This window comes from Umezawaea sp. (assembly GCF_036375055.1).
Classification (GTDB): domain Bacteria; phylum Actinomycetota; class Actinomycetes; order Mycobacteriales; family Pseudonocardiaceae; genus Umezawaea.
In genome coordinates this window covers 1-17,743 of record NZ_DASUSQ010000086.1, presented here as the reverse complement: position 1 = coordinate 17,743, position 17,743 = coordinate 1, and the positions used below count along the sequence as shown (strand labels likewise).

Below are 17,743 nucleotides of genomic sequence, written 5' to 3'. Positions count from 1 at the left end.
GGAGCGGGCGGAGGCGCCCACTTCGGTCCGCGGGGTGGTGCGGTCGGTCTAGCGGGTGCGGTGGGCCGTGTCGGGGGACGCGGCACCACCGCTTCCGGTGAGGGCGACGGTGGCGCCCGGCCCGGCGGAGGCGTTCCAGTCGAGGTCGTCGACCGACGTGCTGGTGGAGGTCTGGCCGGGGGCCCCGTTCCGGAGGCCGCCGATCGGCTGGTCGTCGGGTCTGCTCCACCCGACCGTCCAGCCGGACAGGGGGGTGGCACCGGGGTTCGCGACGGTGGTCCCGGCCTGGAGGCCGCCGGACCGCTCGTCCACGACCCGGCTGGTCGCCGTGCCGCCTTCGGGGGTGCTGGTCGGAGGGTGGGTCAGCCCGAACCCCGGCGGTGTGCCGTCCCCGTCGTCGATCGGCTGCCGGGCGTTGCCGGACGTCCACGCCACCGGCGGCGTCCCGGTGGGAACGTGGTCTCCGGGGCGGTCTCCTCCTTCCGCGTGGGGGGTCTCGCCCGCTCGGGCGACCGCGTCGGCGCCGTCACCCGCCCGCTGGTGGCGGACGTCCGAGGTGGTGGCGGAGGTCCGGCCCGACCCGTCGTCACGGGCGGGGCGGAGCACCGGGATGCCGAGCGGGCCTGCCGTCGCGGCGCGCTGGGAGCCGTCGTACCCGTCGGCCCACGTGGTGGGCCCGGTGGGCTCCGGAGCTGAACCACCGCCCGACAGCACGGACCCGGTGCGGTGGGTGACGAGGCCGGACACCGGGCTCGGCGCGGCGCGCTCGGCCCGCGTCATCCCCCCGACCTCGCCGTCGGGGCTCATCCGCGCGAGCAGGTCGTCCACCCGACCGGCGACGGCGGGTGCCGCGACCGCCGTCGGCCGTGAGGGCGGGACCAGCACCAGAGCGCCGATCACCGCGACCGCGAGCAGCACCGCGGCAACGGCGCCGGGCACGCGGGCTGACGGAGTGCGCGTCATTGCGGAACCTCCGGAAAATTCTGGGAGCGCTCCCAAGTTAGGGCGTAACCGCCCGGAAACGCAATGCACGACTTGTTTCCTGCGCCGACTGGAGTCGCACCCCGGCAGCCGATCGGCGCAATTCGGGAAAGCCGCAACATCAACAACGGCGATCCCTCGCACCACACCCCGCGTATCCCCAATGGCCTAACAGGCAGGCTCCCGACCACGCGACGTAATCCCGGTGGCCCACCCGGCGTCTCAATTGCCGCAGAAACCACGGCGGAACAAGGACTTTCGCGACAGCGCGTGTCTGAACAGGAAAATATAGATCGATATTCAACAACTTTCGGGTCTTTTCGGGCACGTTTCCCTCTGGTTAAAGTCGTTCCCACCTGGGAGCGCTCCCAGTCCTTCACTCCCGCAGTCGAACAGATGCCGCGAGGAATTCGGGCGAACCACTCCCCCACGTCCCTGACGACCGGGGTCCGGTTTCGCGCTCTCCCGGCCTACCCAGCACGACCCGGAGTACCGGGGTGACGGCCAGGCCGACGGCGGAGGTCTGGCCGTCACCCCGGGCAACGCGCCGCACGCGGACCGCGGGCTCCCGACCCGGTGGTGACCACCGGTCCGGGACGCCCGTCCCGCGACGCGGCGCGGACGCCGGTCCCGTCGCACTGCCCTGCGGCGGGACCGGCGCCACCACCCACCGCCGCCCTGAAACGTGGTGCCGGGGGGAGCAACGTCGCTCCCCCCGGCACCCGACCCACCGGGAGAGCCATGTCCGCACCGAAGCACGTCCTCGCGCTGGGAGCGCTGTCCACCGCGCTCGCCGTGGGGGGCGCCCTGCTGCTGCACGCCCCGAGCACCGCGCTGGCGGCCGATTCGGCGTTCTACACCGATCCCACGACCAACGCGGCCAAGTGGGTCGCGGCGAACCCCGGCGACTCCCGCACGGCGCTGATCCGCGACCGGATCGCGTCCGTCCCGCAGGCGAAGTGGTTCACCACCACCAACACCTCGACCGTCCGCGCGGAGGTCGACGCCCACGTGGGCGCGGCGGCGAGCGCGGGCAAGATCCCGATCCTGGTCGTCTACGACATCCCGAACCGCGACTGCGGTGGCGCGAGCGGTGGCGGAGCCCCGTCCCACAGCGCGTACCGCCAGTGGGTCGACCAGGTGGCCGCCGGGCTCGCGGGCCGACCGGCGTCGATCATCCTCGAACCCGACGTCCTGCCCCTGATGTCCACCTGCCAGAACGCGGACCAGCAGAACGAGACCAAGGCGTCGATGGCCTACGCGGGCAAGAAGCTCAAGGCGGGCTCGGCGCAGGCGAAGGTGTACTTCGACATCGGCCACTCGGCGTGGCTCGGCGCGGGCGAGGCCGCCAACCGCCTGCGGGGCGCGGACATCTCGAACAGCGCGGACGGCATCTCCACCAACGTGTCGAACTACCGCGCCACCGGCAACGAGGTGGCCTTCGCGAAGTCGGTGCTCGACGCCGTCGGCGACCAGCGGCTGAAGGCCGTGGTCGACACCAGCCGCAACGGCAACGGCCCGCTCGGCAGCGAGTGGTGCGACCCGGCGGGCCGCGCGATCGGCACACCCAGCACCACGGCGACCGGCGACTCCAGGATCGACGCGTTCCTCTGGGTGAAGCTGCCGGGCGAGTCGGACGGCTGCATCGCCCCGGCGGGCCAGTTCGTGCCGCAGCGCGCGTACGACCTGGCCGCGGCGGCCGGTCCGATCCAGACGACGACCACGACCACCACGACCACCACGACGACGACGCCCGGCACCCCGTCCGGCGGCTGCCAGGCCACGCAGAAGGTCACCAGCAGCTGGTCGGGCGGCTACAGCGGCGAGGTCGTGATCACCAACCGCGGTGCGGCGATCAGCTCGTGGACGCTGGAGTTCTCCGCGCCCGGTGTCACGCTCTCGCAGGGCTGGAACGGCAACTGGACCGACACCGGTGACGTCATCGCGGTGACCAACGTGGCCTGGAACGGCCCGCTGGCGACCGGAGCCTCGGTGACCATCGGCTACAACGCCTCGTTCTCCGGCGGCACCCCGCCGTTCGCGAGCCCGAGGCTGAACGGCGCGGCCTGCGCCTGATCCCCACCGGACCGGAGTGGCGCTTCGCGGGAGGCGCCACTCCGCCGCGCGTGGGGCGCGACGAGGAAACGGACCATTCCGGAACCCCTGGGGCACAACGGGTGTCAGACTTCGGACATCTCGCACCCAGGGGGAGGACTCCATGACGAAGAGGAGCGCGGTCGCGGCGCTGCTGGCGGTGGCGGTGCTCGGCACCGCGGGCTGCACGGCGACCGAGATCGAGCCGGACGCGATCGGTCTGCACTACACGTCGGGCAGCATCGACGGCAAGGCGTTCTCCAGCGTCGTCCGGCCGGGCGAGGTCGAGTGGACCTGGAACGACGACGTCTACCGGCTCACCACCTCCCAGCGCAGCTACATCGTCCGCCGCGACGAGCGGGCCGACGTCGACGGCGTGATCAGCGTGCCCGCCGGCGGTGACGCCGACACCAACGGCATGCTCGTCGACTTCGAGATCAGCGTGGCCTTCAAGACGAACACGCGCGACGACGACATCCCCGGCTACGAGGGCGGGACGCTGCGCAAGTTCTTCGAGGACCTGTGCAAGCACTACGAGTGCCAGCTCGACGACGACGGCAACGAGCCGGAGGGCTGGCGCAAGCTGCTGCGGGAGAAGTTCTACCCGCAGCTCGAATCCGCTTTCAAGGACGAGGCGCGCAAGTACTTCGGCGACGCGATCGTCAACAACGTCCAGGTGCCCAACACCGACACGGGCACGCTCACGCTGCTCCAGGCCGACGTCGGCAAGCGCTTCCAGGAGTACCTGGAGCGGCAGACCGGCAAGCAGTTCTTCTGCGGCCCGTCGTTCGACCGCGAGCTGCCGGGCGACCCGAACGCGAAGGACGCGCGGCTGCTGCCGTGCCCGCCGGTCGAGCTGCTGATCATCGGGGCGGACTACAACGACCCGGAGATCCGCAAGGGCCGCAGCGCCAAGAAGGTGGCCATCGACCAGTCCGCCGCGCAGGCCCAGCTCTCGAAGTCGCTGGCCGACCCGAACTACCTGGAGTACCTGCGGATCGAGGCGTCCAAGGAGTGCGCGCGGTCCAACCAGGCCGTGTGCGTCTTCTCCTCCGGCGCCGTCAACCCGTCGCTGAACCTGCCCGCGAAGTAGGCGTGACCGCCCGCCGCACGGTCGGGACACGTGCGGCGGGCGACGTTCTCAGGCGCTGGCCCTGATCACCAGCGAGGTGGGCAGCAGCAGGGACGGGGGCAGCCCCTCCTCCCCGTCGAGCTGGCCGAGCAGGCACCACGTCATGGTGCGGCCGAGCTGCTCCACGTCCTGCCGCACGGTGGTGAGCGGCGGCAGGGCCGTGGAGGCGATCATCAGGTCGTCGAACCCGACGACGGCGACGTCGCGCGGGATGCGGCGGTTCTGCGCGTGCAGCACCCGCAGCGCGCCCATCGCCATGATGTCCGCGGCGACGAACACCGCGTCGATCTCGGGCTCGCGGGACAGCAGGTCCTCCATCGCCGCCGCCCCGCCGTCCGGAGTGAACACGCTGTGCGCCACCAGGTCCGACGGCTGCCCGGCCTCGGCCATGCCCCGGCGCCACCCGTTGAGCCGGTCCATCCCCACGGCCATGTCCCTCGGCCCGGCGATGGTCGCGATCCGGCGGCGGCCGGTGGCCACCAGGTACCTGGCCGCCTCCAGCGCGCCGTTGAAGTTGTCCGAGTCCACGTACTGGATGCCGTCGCCGACCAGCGGCCTGCCGCCGACCACGATCGGCACCCCGGCGTCGGCCAGCTTCAGCGGCAGCGGGTCCTGGCCGTGCAGGCTGACCATCAGCACGCCGTCGACGTGCCCGCCGGACAGGTAGCCGACGACGTCCTTCTCGTCGTCCTGCTGGGTCATCATCAGCACGAGCTGGACCCGTCGACCGGACAGCTCGGCGTGCACCCCGCGCAGCACGCCCGCGAAGAACGGGTCGGACAGCACGCGGCTGCCCTGCTCCGACACCACGAGCGCGATGGCGTTCGCCCGGTTGCCCGCGAGGGTGCGGGCCGCCTGGTTGGGGCTGTACCCCAGGTCGAGGATGGCCTGGTGGACCGCGTCACGCGCCTTGGCGCTGACGTAGGGCTCCTCGTTGATCACCCTGGAAACGGTGGAACGCGACACCCCGGCCGCACGGGCCACTTCCTCCAGCCGGGGGCCGGGGCGTCTGTTCCTGGCTACGTCGGTCACAGGCCACCCGTGGCGACCAGTGCGTTCTCCCTGGTCACCTTGGCGTACCAGCGGGCGCTGGCCTTCGGCGTGCGGACCTGGGTGTCGTAGTCCACGTGCACGATGCCGAACCTCTTCGCGTACCCCTCGGCCCACTCGAAGTTGTCCAGCAGCGACCAGCAGAAGTAGCCGCGCAGGTCCACCCCCGCGGCGATGGCGTTGTGCGCCGCCCGGAGGTGGGACTCGATGAAGCCCAACCGGTCCGGGTCGTGCACGCCGCCGTCGCCGTTGACCGCGTCGGGGTAGGCCGCGCCGTTCTCGGTGATGTACAGCGGCAGCCGCGGGTACTCGTCGTGCAGGCGCCGCAGCACCTTGGTGAGGCCGTCCGGCTGCACCTCCCAGTCCATGTCGGTGCGCGGCAGGTTCCGGGTGGGGAACGAGAGCTGGTCGAGGCCGACCCACGGCGACCCGCTCTGCCGCCTGCCGTTGCGCAGCGGGACGAGGCCGTCGGACACGGTGCTCACGTTGTGCTCGGAGTAGTAGTTCACGCCGAGCATGTCCAGCGGCGTGGAGATGATCTCCAGGTCGCCGTCCCGCACGTTCTCGATGAACTTGTACGGCGTGAAGTCCTCGACGACGTCGGCCGGGTACTCGCCGCGCAGCACCGGGTCGAGGAACATCCGGTTCTGCATGCCGTCCAGCCGCCGCGCGGCGTCCACGTCGGCCGCGCTCTCCGGGTCCGCGGGGAACACCGGGTAGAGGTTGAGCGTGATGCCCACCTCGGCGTCGGACTGGACGGCCCGGATCGCGGACGTCGCCAGGCCGTGGCCGAGCAGCAGGTGGTGCACCGCGGCCACGGCGGCCTCGGGCTCGCGGCGGCCGGGCGCGTGCACGCCCGCCGCGTAGCCGAGGAACGACGAGCACCACGGCTCGTTGAGCGTCGTCCACGAGGTGACGCGGTCGCCGAGCGACTCGACCACGGTCGTCGCGTAGTCCGCGAAGCGGTACGCGGTGTCGCGCTCGGCCCAGCCGCCCTTGTCCTCCAGCGCCTGCGGCAGGTCCCAGTGGTACAGCGTCACCCACGGCTTGATGCCGTTGGCCAGCAGCGTGTCCACGAGCCTGCCGTAGAAGTCGAGGCCCGCCTGGTTGGCCGCGCCGCCGTCCGGGCGGACCCTCGGCCACGCGATGGAGAACCGGTAGGCCTGGAGGCCCAGGTCCACCATCAGCTTCACGTCCTGCTCGACCCTGTTGTAGTGGTCGGCCGCGGGCTCACCGGTGTGGCCGCCGACGATCGCGCCGGGCAACCTGCAGAAGGCGTCCCAGATGGAGTCCGTGCGACCGTCCGCGGTCGTCGAGCCCTCCACCTGGAAAGCGGCCGTCGCCGCGCCCCACACGAAGCCGTCGGGAAACGAAATCTGGTCCACAACTACCCCTTCACAGCGCCCTGCATGATCCCGGCGACGATCTGCCGCCCGAGTACGATGAAGACCAACAGCACCGGGACCGTGGCCATGGTGGTTCCGGCGAGCACCAGCGAGTAGTCGACGTAGTAGCCGGACTGGAGCTTCTCCAGCGCGACCTGGATGGTCGGGTCCTCGGGGTTGAGCACGATCAGCGGCCACAGGAAGTCGTTCCAGGACTGCATGAACGTGAACACGCCCAGCATCGCCGCGGCGGGTCGCACCGCGGGGAGGCACACGTGCCAGAAGGTGCGCAGCATGCTGCACCCGTCCATGCGGGCGGCCTCGATCAGCTCGTCCGGGACGGCGTCGACGATGTACTGCCGCATCCAGAAGACGCCGAACGCGGTGACCAGGTTCGGCGCGATGACCGCGCCGAGGGTGCCCGACCAGCCGAACTCGGCCATCGCCATGAACAGCGGCACGACGCCGAGCTGCGTCGGCACGGCGAGCGTGGCGACGACGAACAGCATCAGGCCCTTGCTGCCGCGGAAGCGGAGCTTGGCGAAGGCGAACCCGGCCAGGCTGGACAGCAGGACGACCGACAGCGTGACCGTGCCGGACACGATGACGCTGTTGCCCAGCGCCTTCCAGAACGGGATGGCGTCGAGCACCCTGGAGGCGTTGGTGAGGAAGTTCCCGCCGGGGATCAGCGGCACGTCGCCGGTGAACACGTTGGCGTCGTAGCTGGCGACGAGGAACGACCAGTAGAACGGGAACGCCGAACCGAGGATGAACGCGATGAGGATCCCGTACACCGCGAAGTTGGGGCGCTCCAGCAGGGCGGAGGCGCGCAGCCTCTTGCCCGGCCGGGCGACCGGGGGCTGCCTGGTGGTCAGCGTGGTCATTCGTTCTCCCCCGTTGACGCGATCCGCCTGGTGAGGAAGAAGTTCCCGGCGGCGATGACGAGGACGACCAGGAACAGGATCCAGGCCATCGCCGAGGCGTAGCCGAGGTTGAAGTCCTGGAAGCCCGATTGGTACAGGTAGAGCACGACGGTCTGGTACTGGTTGGAGAACCCGCCGCCGCTGCCGCCCGCCGGGTCGAACAGCTTGGGCTCGGTGAAGATCTGCAAGCCGCCGATGGTCGACGTGATGACCACGAAGATGATCGTCGGGCGCAGCAGGGGCAGCGTGATGCTGACGAACCTGCGGACCGCGCCCGCGCCGTCGACCAGCGCGGCCTCGTGCACCTCGCGCGGGATGGCCTGCATGGCCGCCAGCACGATGAGCGCGTTGTAGCCGGTCCAGCGCCAGTTCACCATCGTCGCGATGGCGACGTGGCTGGCGAACCAGTTGCCCTGCCAGTCGACCGGGCTCAGCCCGACCGAGTTCAGGAACGTGTTGATCAGGCCGTACTGCTTGCCGAACAGGTTGCTGAAGATGATCGCCAGCGCGACCAGGCTCGCCACGTACGGCAGCAGGACGCCCATGCGCCACGCGGTCCGCGCCCGCAGCGCGGTGTTGAGCAGCGCGGCCAGCAGGACCGCGATGATCATCTGCGGGACGCTGGACAACACGAAGATGCTGATCGTGTTGAACATGGCGTTCCAGAACTGGTCGTCCGCGAGCAGCGTCGCGTAGTTCTCCAGCCCGATGAACGGGTGCTCGTCGGCACCCAGCTCCCAGTCGAACAGCGACACGTATGCCGTGTAGAGCAACGGGAAGAGGCCGATCAGCGCGAACAGGATGAAGAACGGCGCGATGAAGGCGTACGGGGTGTACTTGACGTCGAGCCGGGTGAGCCGGTCGCGCCAGGGCAGCTTCGGGTGCCCGTTCGGGGGCTCACGCAGGACGGGCGGGCGGGGCTCGACGCCCCGCCCGCTCGGCACCTCCGTGAGGTCAGCCGTCACTTGGCGGCCTTCTGGGAGCCCTCGACCGCCTGCTTCCACGCGTCGTCGACGCTCGTGCCCTGCTCGACCGCCTGGAGCGCCGAGTTGAACACCTTGTCCTGGATCTGGCCGGAGGCCGGGCCCTTGTGCTGCGCGGCCGGGACCTTCTTGGCCTGCTCGGCGAACAGCGCGCCGACCTTGGCGCCGCCGAAGTACGCGCTCGTCTGCTCCAGCAGCGCCGGGGCGGTCAGCGCCTCGACCTGGCTGGGGAACGTGCCCTTCGAGGTGAAGGCCTTGATCTGCTGCTCGGGCGCGGTCAGCCACGCGGCCAGCTCAGCGGCTTCCTTCGGGTGCTTGCTCTGCTTGGGCACGGTCAGGAAGGACCCGCCCCAGTTGCCGCCGCCCTCGGGGAAGGCGTCGGTGACGGCCCACTTGCCCGAGTTCTCCGGACCGGCCTGCTTCTCGACGACGCCGAGCATCCAGGACGGGCAGGTCTTCGTGGCGAAGGCCGAGGTCTTGAAGCCGGTGTTCCACTCGTTGCCGAACGCGACGAGCTTCGCGGACTGGCCCTTGGCGACCGCGGCGGTCACCTTGTCCCAGTCGGCCTTGATGTCGGGGTTGGAGTCGACGACGAGCTTGTCGTCGACGTCGTAGTAGCCGACCTTGTTCTGGTTGACCATGGCGTTGAAGACCTGCGCGGCGCTGTCGAACCACGCCTTGTCGCCGGTCTTGGCCTTGAACTGGTCACCCGCGGCGAAGTAGCTGTCCCACGTGGCGAAGATGGCCTTCACGGCCTCGGGCTCGGTCGGGAGACCGGCGGCGGCGAAGAGGTCCTTGTTGTAGCACATGGCCAGCGGACCGATGTCGGTCCCGTAGCCGATGAGCGCGCCGTCCTTGGTGGTGGCGGAGTCGGACTTCCACTTCAGCCAGCGGTCCGGCTTCACGTCGGCCGGGCCGATCTTGGTGAGGTCGTTGAACTGGTTGGACTTCGCCATGACCTGCGCGAGCCAGCCCTCCTCGACGGCCTCGATGTCGGACAGGCCGGAGCCCGCGCCGATCTTGGTGAACATGTTCTGGTGGTGGTCGTCCGACTTGCCGGTCTTGCGGTGGGTGACCTTGATGTTCGGGTGGCTCGCCTCGTACTCCTTCAACAAGTCCTCGTAGCCGAACTCGTTGAACGTGGCGACGGTCAGTTCGACCTTGCCGTCTGCGGTGGTACCGGCGTCGCTCGAACCGCAGGCGGCGGTAGCGGCGAGCGCGGCGGTACAGGCCAGCGCCATGACCCATCGGTTTGAGCGGTACGGCACGTAAGGACTCCTCTGCTGAGGGCGGCGGATCTCGGCAGCCTCCGGATGAGGCGAACGAGTCTGGGAGCGCTCCCAGGTGCCGAAGTGTGGTCGGCACCACTAATGGGTGTCAAGGACTTGTGTCCAGCCTGTTACCAATGGGGGTCAAATAGGTGGACAACACCCGTGAACTGCGGATATTTGGTTGATGGCACTTCCGGTCCCTCGTGGACCGATCGGGCCGGTTACTGAACTCCGAGAGCGCTCCCAGTGCCTTCACCTGCACGGATGCGGTTTTGGAACCAGGCCAGACCAACCATCGAGGAGCGCGACGGGCCGATGATCAGCACCCGCTAGGCCGATCGGGACCGGGGTGACCCGCTTGGCGGATCGGGACTGGCCACATGGCACACACCCGCCATCACCGAACGAGACGGCGGGGCGTCGCGATGGCCGTTCGCGGACCGTCCGGGTGGCACCGGCGACCGGACGGCGACCCGCGCGGACGCGGCGGCGGTGATCGGCACCGCGCTCGCGGCCCGCCGGCCCGCGCCGGGCAGCGCGCCGACCACAGTGGACTCGAACACGCCCGCGCGCGATCCGGCACGGCCGCGCGACACCGACTCGGACGCGCGGGCGTTCGCCCCACCACCGGGGGACAAATCACCCAACCCGGACACCGCGCGGCGACGGGGCGCCGTGGCCGCGATCGACACCCACGGCTCGCGGTCCGCCGAGAGGCACGCGTCTGCACCCGTTGGCACTACTCGGTTCCCTCTCATGGCCCACCTCGTCGTGGATGTTCTGGGAGCGCTCCCAGCGACCGTATCGCGACCTCGCGCCGAGGGACAAGGACCATGGCGGCTTCTCGCCGCGCGCACGGGCGCGGGGCTACTCTCCGCCACGTCCGACGCTCGTCCACCCGCCCCGTCCACCGGAGGTCCCCCGCACCCCCGTCCGCCCCGCTCCACCGGCCCCTTCCGCCCGCCGCGGTCCGTTGTGGACGGCGTCCGGCCTTCCACTGTGGATCCTGCCCGCGGCTGTTTCCGCGCCCGGTGCAACCGGATCGGCTCCCGTGAGCGTGACTAGCCCGGTACCGCACGGTAGGGAGAAACGGATGAGTGATCGGGACGCCGAGTTCGCCGAGTACTTCGCGGCGCGCTCCGGCGCCATGCGCGGCACGGCGTACCTGTTGTGCGGTGACTGGCACCGGGCGGAGGACCTGGTGCAGGTCACCTTCACCAAGCTCTACCTGGCGTGGCGGAGGATCGCCCGGCACGAGGTGGTCGACGCCTACACCAGGCAGATCCTGGTGCGCACGTTCGTCTCGGACACGAGACGCGGGCAGTACCGCCGCGAGCGGTTCTCCGACGGCGCTCCCGAGGCCGCGAGCCCGACGGGCGGGTCCGCCGAGGACCGGCTCGTGGTGCTGGCGGCGCTCGAACACGTCCCGCCCCGGCAGCGGGCCGTGCTCGTCCTGCGGTACTGGGAGGACCTGTCGGTCGAGGAGACCGCCAGGGCGTTGAAGTGCACGACGGGAACGGTGAAGAGCCAGGCCGCGCGGGGGCTGCAGACGCTGCGCGGCAGGCTCGCCGACGACTACCAGGAGTGGGTCCGATGAACGAGGACGAGGTCAGGAGCGCCCTGCGCGGCGTGATGGTGGCGAGCAGCCCGCCGCCACCGATGGACACGAGGACGGCGGTGGAGGCGGGCCGGAAGGCCCAGCGGCGCCGTCGCGCGACCTGGGCGGGTGCGGTCGCCGGGGTGGCGGTCGTGGGGATCGCGGCGGGTGCGGCGCTGCTGCCCGGCGCGATGTCCGGCGGTGGGCTGGAGGCCGCGAACGGGGGGGCGGCGCCGGGGAGCGCCTCGACGGGCGCGGCGCCGAGCACGACGGGGGGCCCGGACGTGGAGGCGTCCGAGACCGCGTGGCCGGACGGCCAGTCCGACCGCACGGCGACCAGCGGCCCCCGTGCGGCCAAGAGCGTCGGGATGGTGCCCGTCCTCACGGGCGCCGTTCCCCCCGGCCTCACCCTCCAGGGCGGGGCCGGGACCGCGGCCGTGAGGACGCAGTCGCAGTTCCTGGACTACGCGGCCGACGGCGGCCAGGTGTGGGAGTACCTGGTGGACGCCCCCCTCGTGAAGACCGACGGCAGCGGTGCCGTGGGCACCCTGCACGTGCAGGTCACGACGGCGGGCAACACCTACCCGACCGGCCCGTGCGAGGTGACCGGGCAGTCGTGGGGCATCAAGGGGCCGTGCCGGGTGGTCGACGTCGGCGGCGAGCAGGTCGGCCTGCTCACCTCCGACGGCTCCGGTGACCAGAAGCGGTTCGACCAGCTCGCCGCCTACCGCCACGACGACGGCACGGTGGTCTTCGTCTACCAGGCCAAGCAGCACGGGGAGAGCGTCCCCGCTCTGGCCGCCCTCCCGCTCACCGAGGTCCAGCTGACCGAGCTGGCGACCAGTCCGGGCTTCCACGTGGACTAGGTCACGACGGTGCCGCCGCCCCCTGGCGGCGGCACCCCGGCTCAGGCGTGGAAGGCCTCCACCGCCTCCTGGACCCGGTGCGCGACGTCGAAGCCTGCCAGGTTCGGCGAGGTGGGCCCCCCGCGCACCGCCTCGGCGAACAGCCCGAGGCGCGAGGCGTCCGACCCCCGGCCGCGGCTCGGGACGGGCGTCCAGGCGCCGTCCTCGAAGACCTCCAGGTTCGCCCACTCCAGCAGCCGGTACGACCGGCGCGTCCCCCACAGGACCCACTCGTAGTGCTCGGGTCCGGCCACGCCCGCGACACCGGAGAAGTGCACCGGCACGTCACCGGCCCGCAGCAGGCCGCGCGCGGCCACCTCGCTGCCCCTCGCGGGGAAGTCGGCGCTCACGTCGACCGCCCGCAACGGCCCCACCAGCCGGTCGGTCAGGTACGCGAAGTGGGAGAACACCTCCCGCACGAACCCGCCCTGCTCCCGGCCGTCCAGCCACAGCGCGTCCGCCTGGAACTCGCGGGGCCACTTCGGGAACTGGAGCCGCACGTCGACGCCGAGCACGTCGCCGACCTCACCGGCCGCCAGCGCCCGTTCCACCTCCAGCACCACGTCGCGGTCCGAGAGCGCGAAGTTCACCGCCGTCACCAGGCCGCCGGCCGCCGCGGCGTCCCGCATCCTCCGCCCGTCCTCGGCGCTCACCGAGAGCGGCTTCTCGCAGAACACCGCCTTGCCCGCGGCGAGCGCGGCCACGGTCATCCCGGCGTGGAACGCGGGCGGCGTGGCGAGGTAGACCGCGTCCACGTCCGACGCGCCCAGCACGTCGGCCGGGTCGCGGCTGACCGCGACGTCCGGGTGCGCCGCCGAGACCCGGTCCAGCGTCGCCCGGTCCAGGTCGCAGGCGCGCACGACCACCAGGTCAGCGTGCGCCGCGGCGACGTCCAACACCCGTCCACCCATGGCGCCGAGTCCGATGATGCCCAGCCTTACCGGCGTGTCGACCATGGGCACCACCCTGCCACCTCGCGCCTCGACCGTCCTCCCCGGCTCGACCACGCCCGCGACCACCCGGCAGGGCGGTCCGGTGGTGTCGCCGTGGACGGCGGACACGGCGACACCACCGGTCGGCCCCCGGCTACGGGGCCCAGGGGTTGGACACGGCCCAGCTGACGTCCTGGTCGTAGGACGCCGGGTTGTCGTACACGTGGGCGCCGCCGCTGGACGCCACGTACACGGCCTCCGCGTAGTGCCTCATGTTCGTCCCCAGCTCGTTGGCCGAGGCGAACCGGACGCCGCCGGTTCCCGGTTGGGCGCAGAAGGTCGCGTCCAGCCGGAACAGGTCGGTGTTCTCGCTCGCCGCCAGGCGGACGCGGAAGTCCGCGTGGCGCAGGAAGCGGCCGGGGTGGTTGCGGGACTCGAAGGAGTAGCAGGTCGAGTTCGCCAGGCCCCGGCGGACGATGAACGTGGCGTCGGACTTGAGCACCGCGGCGCTCGCGTCGTTCACCACGTCGGTGCGCGCCAGGTCGGCCTGGTGGCGCAGGTACCGGTCGGTGTAGCCCGGCGTGGTCACCCGGAACGACCTGGCCTGGTCCAGCGGCAGGTCGGCGCCGCTGCGCCAGGTGCCGGTGGTCGCGGCCCACGTGCTGTCCGCCGAGAAGCTCCCGCCGCCGTCCCACGGGTTCGTGCCGCTGGAGCGGGCGAGGTGGACGGCCTCGTTGTGGTGCCGGAGGAAGGCGCCGGGGAGGTTGGCCGATTCCAGCCGCGTGCCCCCCGCCCCCTCGCGGGCGCAGAACGTGGCGTCGCCCGCGAACGTCGCGGACCCGTCGTTCGGGTCGTTGCGGACCCGGAGGTTCGAGTGCCGCAGGAACCTGCCGGGGTGGTTGCGGGACTCGAACGACAGGCACGCGGAGTTCGACAGGCCGGGGCGTGCCCAGAACGTGGCGTCCTGCTTGGCCACGTCGGAGCTGCCGCCGTTGATCACGTCCGTGCGGGCCAGCGCGTCGGAGTGGCGCAGGAACCGGTCGGTGTACCCGGTCGTGGTCACCCGCAGCGACACCAGCTCGCCGCGGCCGACCTCGGTGCCGCGCGCCAGGGCCAGCACCCGCTGGTTCACCTCGCGCACCCGCGCCTCGGTCATCTTCAGCACCCGGCGGTCGTAGGTGTAGAAGCCGTTGACCTCGTTCTCGACGTCGTAGGGCTCGGTGTAGACCGACGCCGACAGCCCGCGCTCGTGCACGAACCTGCCGACCTCCCTGGTGATGTCGACGTACCGGTTCGTCAGCGACGACTCGTCCGGGTGGAGAGCGCCGTAGGCGAACCCGGCTCCCGGCTGCCACTCGCTGCCGGGGATCGCCCTGCCGAGGCCGCCGTACTCGCCCAGCACCGCGACCCGCGTGGCCGTGGGGAGCCTGGTGCCGGTGGAGATCTGGTACGCGTGGTCGTCGATCACGTCACCGTTGGACGGCTCCGGGTCGGACACGCAGCAGTTCGAGCCGGAGTTGTGGTTGATGAGCCTGGTGCTGTCGATCGAGCGGACCAGGTCGACGATGCGGCCGTTGTCGTACTCGCCCCAGCCCTCGTTGAACGGGACCCACTGGACGATCGAGGTGATCCCCTTGAGCTGCTCGACCATCCGGCGCAGCTCGGACTCGTAGTTGGCGTGGCTGGCGACCGGGGTGTCGTCGACCGCGTCCAGCGCGGGCATGTCCTGCCACACCATCAGCCCGAGCCGGTCGGCGTGGTAGAACCACCGGGCCGGTTCGACCTTGATGTGCTTGCGGACCACGTTGAAGCCCAGCGCCTTCTGGCGCTCCAGGTCGAACCTCAGCGCCGCGTCCGTGGGCGCGGTGTAGATGCCGTCCGGCCAGTAGCCCTGGTCGAGCGTGCCGAGCTGGAACACGAACTCGCCGTTCAGCGTCGGCCGCAGCACGCCGCCGATCATCGCCTTGCCGACCGACCTCATGCCGAAGTAGCCGGTGACGACGTCCCCTCCCCCGGTGCCCAGCAGGGTCACCCGCAGGTCGTAGAGGAACGGGTCGTCCGGCGACCACAGCCGCGCGCTGGGCACCGGGACGCGCAGGTGCGACCCGACCGCGCCGGTCGCGGTGCCCACGACCTGGCCGCCGCTCAGCACCTCGGCGCGCGCCTGCATCCCCGCGGTGCCCCGCACCACGAGGTCGAGGACGCCCGCCGGGACGTCGGGCGTGGTGTCGAGCCGGGTGATGCTCGCCGCGTTCACCGGCTCCAGCCACACGGTCTGCCAGATGCCGGACGCGGCGGTGTAGAAGATGCCGCTGGGGTTGCGGCGCTGCTTGCCGATCGGGTGGAGGCTGCCGTCGACCGTCGAGCGGGCGCCGACGACGATCTCGTTCTCACCCGCCTTGAGCGCGGACGTGATGTCGATGGAGAACGCGTCGAAGCCGCCGGTGTGCGTCGCGCCGACGCGGACCCCGTTGACCCACACGCGGGTCTCCCAGGTGACCGCGCCGAAGTTCAGGTTGACCCGACGACCGCTCCAGGCCGTCGGGACGGTGACCGTGCGGCGGTAGAACATGTTGTCCTCGTGCCGCTTGATCCCCGACAGCGCGGACTCGATCGGGTACGGCACCAGCACGCCCTCGGCGAGCGGCCTGCCGATGGGCGGCGAGTCGAGGTTGGGTGCTCCGGCGAACTCCCAGACCCCGTTGAGGTTCAGCCACTCCGAGCGCACCAGTTGCGGGCGCGGGTACTCGGGGAGGGCGTTGGTGGGCGACACCTGGCTCGTCCAGGGTGTCGTGAGCTGGAACGGCTTCGGCTGCCAGACGGCAGCCGAAGCCGGTGGTGCGACGGCGACCGCGGTCGTCGTCGCGACGAGTAAGGCGGTGACGACGCTCAGGACGCGTCGGGAGGAGGGCATCGTTGGCTCCAAGACTTCGCGGGGGAACGCAGCCGGGCCGTGCTCGTGGAGCGGAACCTCCTATCGTCGTGGTTTTGTTCTGGCGAGGGACCGTTGCAGGATCACGACGACGAGCAGGAACGCGCCGCTGACCACTGACTGGTAGTTGCTGTCGAGGGTGCCGATCTGGTTGATGATGTTCTGGATGACGTTGCGCAGACCCACGCCGATGACGGTGCCGAGCACGGTGCCCGCTCCGCCGGTCAGCAGGGTGCCGCCGATGACGACGACCGAGATGGCGTCCAGCTCGGTGCCGACGCCGATGACCGTGACGCCGGACTGGAGGTAGGCGGCGGTCAGCGCGCCCGCCAGCCCGGACAGCACGCCGCTCATCGTGTAGACGGTGATCTTGGTGCGGGCGACCGGCAGACCCATCAGCAGCGCGGACTGCTCCGCGCCGCCGGTCGCGAACACCGACTGGCCGAACCTGGTGCGCCGCAGCACGATCCCGCCGACCACGCACAGGGCCGCCGCGATGAACACCGGGTACCCGAAGCCGCCGATCGTGCCGCGGCCCAGCTCGATGAACGCCGAGTCGGCCGGGACGCGGTAGGTGGTCGAGCCCTCGTCGGTGATCGCGAGCAGCAGGCCCCTGGCGAACAGCAGCGACGCCAGCGTGACGATGAACGGCGCCATCTTCGTCCTGGCCACCAGCACGCCGTTGACGAACCCGATCAGCCCGCACACCACGAGCGGCAGCGCCAGCGCCACCAGGAACCCGTGCTGGGAGCCGTAGGCGGCCAGCACGCCGCCGAGCGCGTACACCGACCCGACGGACAGGTCGATGCCCCCGGTGATGATCACGAACGTCATGCCGAGCGCGACGATCGCCAGGAACGACCCCTGCAGCGCCATGTCACGCAGGTTGTCCGGGCTGCCGAACCTCGGGAACGACAGCCACGCCACCAGCACCATCACCACCAGCGCGACCGCGGCGCCCTGCCGCCCGATCCCACGCCCGATCCCACGCCCGATCCGACCACGGACGGCGGTCATCGGCTGCTCCGCTCACGCGCCAGGTACACCGCGCCGACGATGATCGCGGCCTGCGCCATCTGCGCGGTCGAGTCGGGCAGGTTGTGCTTGATCAACGTCGCCCGCACCAACTGCATCAGCAGCGCCCCCATCACGGTCCCCAGCACCCGCACCCGGCCACCGGTCAACGGCGTGCCGCCCACCACCACGGCGGTGATCGCGGACAGTTCCATCAGCAGGCCCACGTCGGCCGGGTCGCTCGCGCCGAGGCGCGCGGTCGACAGCACACCGGCTACCGCCGCCAGCACACCGCATATCGCATACACGCCGATCAGGACCCGCCGCACCGGCACGCCCGCCAGCACCGACGCCGCCCGGTTGCCGCCGATCGCCACCAGGTGCCGGCCGAACGTCGTCCGACCGACCAGCAACGCCACCGCCACCGCGAACAGCACCGCGGCGAACACCCCGACCGGCACGCCGAACACGTCACCCGTGCCCAGGAACAGGAACGCCGGGTCGTGCAGCTGCACCAACTGCCCGTTCGCCAGCACCAGCGCCA

At 71.2% G+C, this 17,743-nt stretch carries 14 protein-coding genes; 4 read left to right on the top strand and 10 right to left on the bottom strand.

The window, feature by feature from the left end; translation table 11 throughout:
- Positions 1 to 48: 48 nt before the first annotated feature.
- Positions 49 to 963, bottom strand: coding sequence for a cellulose binding domain-containing protein (locus tag VFZ92_RS24170; protein ID WP_330878304.1), 915 nt, complete (start codon positions 961 to 963; stop codon positions 49 to 51).
- A gap of 759 nt (positions 964 to 1,722) precedes the next feature.
- On the opposite strand from VFZ92_RS24170, the gene VFZ92_RS24165 reads away from it, so the two are divergent.
- A complete protein-coding gene (locus tag VFZ92_RS24165) occupies positions 1,723 to 3,057 on the top strand; it encodes a glycoside hydrolase family 6 protein (protein WP_330878303.1) in 1,335 nt (444 codons plus the stop codon).
- A gap of 142 nt (positions 3,058 to 3,199) precedes the next feature.
- Positions 3,200 to 4,168: a hypothetical protein gene (locus VFZ92_RS24160; RefSeq protein ID WP_330878302.1), complete on the top strand. Its 969-nt coding sequence runs from the start codon at positions 3,200 to 3,202 to the stop codon at positions 4,166 to 4,168.
- Positions 4,169 to 4,216: 48 nt separating this feature from the next.
- Here VFZ92_RS24160 and VFZ92_RS24155 read toward each other — a convergent pair whose 3' ends face one another.
- Genes VFZ92_RS24155 through VFZ92_RS24135 form a run of 5 tightly spaced genes read right to left on the bottom strand, consistent with a single transcriptional unit; the run spans position 4,217 to position 9,789 of the window.
- Positions 4,217 to 5,239 carry a LacI family DNA-binding transcriptional regulator gene (locus VFZ92_RS24155; RefSeq protein ID WP_330878301.1) on the bottom strand — a complete coding sequence of 341 codons (1,023 nt, stop codon included), beginning with the start codon at positions 5,237 to 5,239 and terminating at the stop codon, positions 4,217 to 4,219.
- Positions 5,236 to 6,642: a GH1 family beta-glucosidase gene (locus VFZ92_RS24150; protein WP_330878300.1), complete on the bottom strand. Its 1,407-nt coding sequence runs from the start codon at positions 6,640 to 6,642 to the stop codon at positions 5,236 to 5,238. Before VFZ92_RS24150 ends, VFZ92_RS24155 begins: the two co-directional genes overlap by 4 nt.
- Positions 6,643 to 6,644: 2 nt before the next feature.
- The gene (locus VFZ92_RS24145; protein ID WP_330878299.1) at positions 6,645 to 7,526 is read right to left on the bottom strand and encodes a carbohydrate ABC transporter permease; all 882 of its coding nucleotides are present in this window, start codon (positions 7,524 to 7,526) and stop codon (positions 6,645 to 6,647) included.
- Entirely contained in the window at positions 7,523 to 8,470 is a 948-nt protein-coding gene (locus VFZ92_RS24140; protein ID WP_330878328.1) for a sugar ABC transporter permease, read from the bottom strand. The genes VFZ92_RS24145 and VFZ92_RS24140 overlap by 4 nt, the downstream gene beginning before the upstream one ends.
- Before the next feature lie 56 nt (positions 8,471 to 8,526).
- Entirely contained in the window at positions 8,527 to 9,789 is a 1,263-nt protein-coding gene (locus tag VFZ92_RS24135) for an ABC transporter substrate-binding protein (RefSeq protein ID WP_330878327.1), read from the bottom strand.
- Positions 9,790 to 10,912: 1,123 nt separating this feature from the next.
- Here VFZ92_RS24135 and VFZ92_RS24130 point away from each other — a divergent pair.
- Both VFZ92_RS24130 and VFZ92_RS24125 read left to right on the top strand, forming a co-directional pair.
- Complete coding sequence (locus VFZ92_RS24130) at positions 10,913 to 11,416, top strand: SigE family RNA polymerase sigma factor (RefSeq protein ID WP_330878298.1); 504 nt, start codon at positions 10,913 to 10,915, stop codon at positions 11,414 to 11,416.
- Positions 11,413 to 12,282, top strand: coding sequence for a hypothetical protein (locus VFZ92_RS24125; RefSeq protein ID WP_330878297.1), 870 nt, complete (start codon positions 11,413 to 11,415; stop codon positions 12,280 to 12,282). The genes VFZ92_RS24130 and VFZ92_RS24125 overlap by 4 nt, the downstream gene beginning before the upstream one ends.
- Before the next feature lie 41 nt (positions 12,283 to 12,323).
- Here VFZ92_RS24125 and VFZ92_RS24120 read toward each other — a convergent pair whose 3' ends face one another.
- From VFZ92_RS24120 to VFZ92_RS24105, 4 genes are all read right to left on the bottom strand, one after another.
- Positions 12,324 to 13,382 carry a Gfo/Idh/MocA family oxidoreductase gene (locus VFZ92_RS24120; protein WP_330878296.1) on the bottom strand — a complete coding sequence of 353 codons (1,059 nt, stop codon included), beginning with the start codon at positions 13,380 to 13,382 and terminating at the stop codon, positions 12,324 to 12,326.
- Positions 13,383 to 13,407: 25 nt separating this feature from the next.
- Positions 13,408 to 16,167 (bottom strand): AbfB domain-containing protein, encoded by a 2,760-nt coding sequence (locus VFZ92_RS24115; RefSeq protein ID WP_330878295.1) that lies wholly within the window; start codon positions 16,165 to 16,167, stop codon positions 13,408 to 13,410.
- Positions 16,168 to 16,227: 60 nt separating this feature from the next.
- On the bottom strand, positions 16,228 to 17,202 hold the full coding sequence (locus VFZ92_RS24110) for an ABC transporter permease (protein WP_330878294.1): 975 nt from the start codon (positions 17,200 to 17,202) through the stop codon (positions 16,228 to 16,230).
- Positions 17,199 to 17,743, bottom strand: a 545-nt coding sequence (locus VFZ92_RS24105; RefSeq protein WP_330878293.1) for an ABC transporter permease, incomplete at its 5' end; no start/stop codon positions are given. The genes VFZ92_RS24105 and VFZ92_RS24110, both read right to left, overlap by 4 nt.

Coding starts and splice junctions, on each gene's coding strand:
- VFZ92_RS24170 (WP_330878304.1), bottom strand. CDS start 963: ATGACGCGCACTCCGTCAGCCCGCGTGCCCGGCGCCGTTGCCGCGGTG.
- VFZ92_RS24145 (WP_330878299.1), bottom strand. CDS start 7,526: ATGACCACGCTGACCACCAGGCAGCCCCCGGTCGCCCGGCCGGGCAAG.
- VFZ92_RS24110 (WP_330878294.1), bottom strand. CDS start 17,202: ATGACCGCCGTCCGTGGTCGGATCGGGCGTGGGATCGGGCGTGGGATC.
- VFZ92_RS24125 (WP_330878297.1), top strand. CDS start 11,413: ATGAACGAGGACGAGGTCAGGAGCGCCCTGCGCGGCGTGATGGTGGCG.
- VFZ92_RS24115 (WP_330878295.1), bottom strand. CDS start 16,167: ATGCCCTCCTCCCGACGCGTCCTGAGCGTCGTCACCGCCTTACTCGTC.
- VFZ92_RS24165 (WP_330878303.1), top strand. CDS start 1,723: ATGTCCGCACCGAAGCACGTCCTCGCGCTGGGAGCGCTGTCCACCGCG.
- VFZ92_RS24130 (WP_330878298.1), top strand. CDS start 10,913: ATGAGTGATCGGGACGCCGAGTTCGCCGAGTACTTCGCGGCGCGCTCC.
- VFZ92_RS24160 (WP_330878302.1), top strand. CDS start 3,200: ATGACGAAGAGGAGCGCGGTCGCGGCGCTGCTGGCGGTGGCGGTGCTC.
- VFZ92_RS24135 (WP_330878327.1), bottom strand. CDS start 9,789: ATGGCGCTGGCCTGTACCGCCGCGCTCGCCGCTACCGCCGCCTGCGGT.